Annotated in this window: 4 protein-coding genes; 2 read left to right on the forward strand and 2 right to left on the reverse strand. The window is 72.6% G+C overall.

Going from position 1 to position 4,498, the window contains the following annotated elements; all coding sequences use genetic code 11:
* The first annotated feature begins 149 nt into the window (after positions 1-149).
* A complete protein-coding gene (locus VJR25_RS09830) occupies positions 150-1,232 on the forward strand; it encodes a molybdopterin-dependent oxidoreductase (protein ID WP_414683765.1) in 1,083 nt (360 codons plus the stop codon).
* A 117-nt stretch (positions 1,233-1,349) separates the two neighbouring features.
* On the opposite strand, the gene rocD is transcribed toward VJR25_RS09830, so the two are convergent.
* On the reverse strand, positions 1,350-2,570 hold the full coding sequence (gene rocD, locus VJR25_RS09835; protein WP_324114795.1) for an ornithine--oxo-acid transaminase: 1,221 nt from the start codon (positions 2,568-2,570) through the stop codon (positions 1,350-1,352).
* The gene (gene ddaH, locus VJR25_RS09840; RefSeq protein ID WP_324114796.1) at positions 2,567-3,472 is read right to left on the reverse strand and encodes a dimethylargininase; all 906 of its coding nucleotides are present in this window, start codon (positions 3,470-3,472) and stop codon (positions 2,567-2,569) included. The genes rocD and ddaH overlap by 4 nt, the downstream gene beginning before the upstream one ends.
* 256 nt (positions 3,473-3,728) lie before the next feature.
* Between ddaH and VJR25_RS09845 the strand changes: the two genes are divergently transcribed.
* The coding region (locus tag VJR25_RS09845; protein ID WP_324114797.1) for an ROK family transcriptional regulator at positions 3,729-4,498 on the forward strand (770 nt) is incomplete at its 3' end.

A 4,498-nucleotide genomic window follows, 5' to 3' on the forward strand; every position in this document is an offset into this window, starting at 1 on the left:
CGCCGACCGCATCCGGTGCCGAAGGTGTCGAGGCCGAGGGGGCCGGTGTCGCGCGTGCCGGGACCGAGGCGCCGGGCACCGAGGGACGTTATCCAGGGGGAATGGTGCCCGCCGCCCCCGTCGCGGTGCCGCCCCGCACGATTCCCCCTGTGGATCGGTCCACCACGCGCCGCGGCTTCTTCGCCTGGACCGGCGCCGCGGTCGTCGTCGGCATCGCGGCGGCCGCGGTCGGCACGGCGATGCAGTCCGGGTCCCGGGCGGTCAGCGCCATCCGCCGCGCCGTGCACCTCCCCCGGCCCCTGAACACCGTGACGGTCCCGGCGTCCGCCTCATTCGACGTCCCCGGCCTGTCGCCCGTGATCACCCCGAACGCGCAGTTCTATCGGATCGACACCGCGCTGGTCGTCCCGCAGATCGACCCGGACTCGTGGCGGCTCCGCATCCACGGGCTCGTCGACCACGAGGTGACCCTCACCTGGGCGCAGCTGCTCGCACTGCCTCTGCGCGAGAGCGCGGCGACCCTGTCGTGCGTGTCGAACGACGTCGGCGGCGACCTCATCTCGACCGCCGTCTGGCTGGGGTATCCGATCCGGGAGCTGCTCGCGCAGGCGGGCGTGCATCCGGACGCCGACATGGTGCTGTCCACCTCGATCGACGGGTTCACGGCATCCACCCCGCTCGAGACCCTCACCGACCCGAAGCGGGAGGCGATCCTCGCGGTCGGGATGAACGGCCAGCCGCTGCCGCCGGAGCACGGGTTCCCCGTGCGGATGGTGGTGCCGGGCCTGTACGGCTACGTGTCCGCGACGAAGTGGGTCGTCGACCTGAACGTGACCCGGTTCGCGGACGCGACGGCCTACTGGACCGAGCGGGGCTGGGCTCCGCGCGGGCCGATCAAGCTCGAGTCGCGCATCGACGTGCCGCAGGACGGCGGGCAGGTGAAGGCCGGGAAGACGGTGATCGCCGGGGTGGCGTGGCATCCGCACACCGCGATCACCGGCGTGCAGGTGCAGGTCGACGACGGCCCGTGGCAGCATGCGCAGCTGGCCACCGCGGTCTCCGCCGACACGTGGGTGCAGTGGCGCCTGCCGTGGAACGCCCGCGCCGGCTCGCACACCATCCGCTGCCGCGCCATCGACGCGTCCGGCACCGTGCAGACCGCCACCGTGGCGCCCCCGGCCCCGAACGGCGCATCCGGCTGGCACAGCATCCAGCTGCAGGTCTCGGCCTGACCCTCCCGGGCGCCGCGCCCCCTCCACCCCCTCTCTCCTCGTTGACTTGCCCTGGATGTACGCGACACGCCGGGCGCGCCGTACATCCAGGGCAAGTCAACGAGCGGGAGGGCGGGGTCAGGGCTCCAGGGCGACCTTGAGCTGCTCGACGGCCCAGTCGATCTCGGTGGCGCGCACCACGAGGGGCGGGGCGATGCGGATCGTCTGCGCGTGCGTGTCCTTGACGAGCACGCCGCGGGCGAGCAGCCGCTCGGCGACCTCGCGCCCGGTGCCGACGGCAGGGTCGACGTCCACGCCGGCCCAGAGGCCCGCGACGCGCACCGCGGTCGCGCCGTTCCCGACGAGCTCCCCGAGCCGCGCGGCCAGGTGCTCGCCGAGCGCGCGGGCGCGCTCCTGGAACTCGCCGGATGCCAGCATCTCGACGACCTTCGCACCGACCGCGGATGCCAGCGGGTTGCCGCCGAAGGTCGAGCCGTGCTCGCCCGGCCGCAGCACGCCGAGCACGTCGGCGTCCGCCACCACCGCCGACACCGGCACGATGCCGCCGCCGAGCGCCTTGCCGAGCAGGTAGACGTCGGGCTCGACGTCCTCGCGGTCGCATGCGAACGTCTCGCCGACGCGGCCGAGGCCGGACTGGATCTCGTCCGCGATCATCAGCACGTTGTTCTCGGTGCACGCCTCGCGCACCGCCCGCAGGTACCCGACCGGCGGGATGATGACGCCGGCCTCGCCCTGGATCGGCTCGATCAGCACCGCCACCGTGTTCGGGGTGATCGCCGCGGCGAGCGCGTCCGCGTCGCCGAACGGCACCGGCACGAAGCCCGGGGTGAACGGCCCGAATCCGTCACGGGCGTCCGCGTCGTCGCTGAACCCGATGATGGTGGTCGTGCGCCCGTGGAAGTTGCCGTGCGCGACGATGACCTCGGCGGCATCCGCCGGCACGCCCTTCACCCGGTAGCCCCACGCCCGCGCCACCTTGATGCCGGTCTCGACGGCCTCGGCTCCGGTGTTCATCGGCAGCATCATGTCTTTGCCGCAGAGGTCGGTGAGCGCCTCGGCGAACTCGCCCAGCCGGTCGTTGTGGAACGCGCGGCTCGTGAGCGTGACGCGGTCGAGCTGCTCCTTCGCGGCGGCGACGAGGGCCGGATGCCGGTGCCCGAAGTTCAGCGCGGAGTACGCGGACAGCAGGTCGAGGTACCGCTTGCCCTCGACGTCGGTCACCCACACGCCCTCGGCCCGGTGCACCACGATCGGCAGGGGGTGGTAGTTGTGGGCGAGGTGCTCGTCCTCGGTGCCGATGATCCGCACCGCCGCGGTGTCGAGCCGGCGTGCGTTCATCGGGCGGCCGCCTCCGCCTCGGATGCCGCCGTGCCCGAGGCCGCCGTGCCGGATGCCGTGACACGCGCGCCGCGCAGTTCCAGCGTGCAGCACTTGATGCCGCCGCCGCCGAGCAGCAGCTCGGACAGATCGACGAGCACCGGGTTGTACCCGCGGTCGCGCAGCTGCTTCTCGAAGCCCTTCGCCCGCGGCGAGATGATGACGTTCAGGCCGTCGCTCGCGGAGTTCAGCCCGAACACGGCGCCGTCCTCGTCGGCGACCTCGATGGCGTCCGGGTACCGCTCGCGAAGCACGGCGAGGCTCGCCGCGTCGAATGCGGACGGCAGGTAGGCGATGTTCGCCTTCTCCACGCCGCCCGGGCCCTGCACCGGGTCGAGCACCGAGATCGCGGTGTCGAGGTGGTAGAAGCGGGGGTTGACGAGCTTCAGCGACACCACTTCGCGGCTGAAGATCTCGGCGAGCTCCGCGTGGCTCTCGATGGAGGAGCGGAACCCGTGGCCGGCCAGGATCGTGTCGCCGACGAGCAGGATGTCTCCCTCGCCCTCCTGCGCGGCGACCGGCCGCACGACGTCGAAGCCGTGCGCGCCGAACCAGTCCATGAACGGCTGCTCCTCGCCGCGGCGCTCGTCGACGCTGAACTTCACGCCGAGCGCCGTGCCGTCGATGATGAACCCGCCGTTGGCCGTGTAGACCATGTCCGGCAGCCCCGGGATCGGGTCGATCAGCTCGATCTCGTGGCCGAGCCGGATGTAGGTGTCGTACAGGTCCTGCCACTGCCGCACGGCCTTGGACGTGTCGGTCGGGTCGGCTTTGTGCATCCACGGATTGATCTCGTACGAGACGGTGAAGAACTCCGGCCGGCACATGAGATACCGACGGTGCTGCTGGATGCGCGTGGTCATGGGACTCCCCTCGAGGAACGGCGGACGCTGTCCACAGGCCCGGCGGCCCTTCGTCTCGCTGCACTCGCTCAGGAACCGCAGGACGAAGGGAGCATCCGGGCACGCCGTACTCCATTCTGTCACTCCGCCCCGATACCCGGCGGGACGTCGATCCAGGTGTTTGTTAACCCTCTTGACTGTTAGGAAACTTTACTGATACATTCGCACCGCGCCCACCGACGGGCGCACGCCGGATTCCGACGAAGGGATGCCCCGCATGGCCGACCGCGCCGAGCGCATCGCCCGCACCGACCGAGCGGCGTCCCGCGACCGGGTCGCGGCCCCCGGCCGCGCGACGAGCACCGACCGGACGGTCCCCGGCACCCCGGCCTGGCTCCGCGCGCGGAACGACCGCGCCGCCCTGCAGCTGCTGCTCGGGCACGGCGAGCTCACGCGCAATCAGCTGGGTGAGCTGACCGGGCTCTCCAAGCCCACCGCGTCGCAGATGGTGCAGCGCCTCGAGTCGGCGTCCCTCATCCAGCGGTCCGGCTCCCAGTCCGCCGGGCCGGGCCCGAACGCCGTGACGTATGCGGTGCGTCCGGATGCCGCCCTCGGCGTCGCCGTCGACATCGATGCGCGCCGCATGCGTGCGAGCGTCGTCGACCCGACGGGCGCGCAGCATCCGGCCGTCGAGGTGACGCTCCCCCGCTCACGGCGCACGCCGGAGGGCGATGTGCGCCGCGCGATCGACGAGGCGTGCGCGGCCGACGGCACGGACCCGGTCCGCGTGGACTCCGTGTGCGTCGGCGTCCAGGGCGCAGTCGACCCGCGCACCGGCGACCTGCGCTTCGCCGACACCCTGGCCGGCTGGCCCACCCGCGACGTGCCCGCCCGCCTCCAGCACGCCCTCGGCCTGTCGGTCACGATCGAGAACGACGTGAACCTCGCCGCGATCGCCGAGCGCACCGCGGGCGCCGGCCGGGGCACCGGCGGCTTCGCCCTGCTGTGGCTGGGCCAGGGCCTGGGGCTCGCCGTCGACCAGGCCGG

The organism is Microbacterium sp. (assembly GCF_035277845.1).
Classification (GTDB): Bacteria; Actinomycetota; Actinomycetes; order Actinomycetales; family Microbacteriaceae; genus Microbacterium.

Coding starts and splice junctions, on each gene's coding strand:
- ddaH (WP_324114796.1), bottom strand. CDS start 3,472: ATGACCACGCGCATCCAGCAGCACCGTCGGTATCTCATGTGCCGGCCG.
- rocD (WP_324114795.1), bottom strand. CDS start 2,570: ATGAACGCACGCCGGCTCGACACCGCGGCGGTGCGGATCATCGGCACC.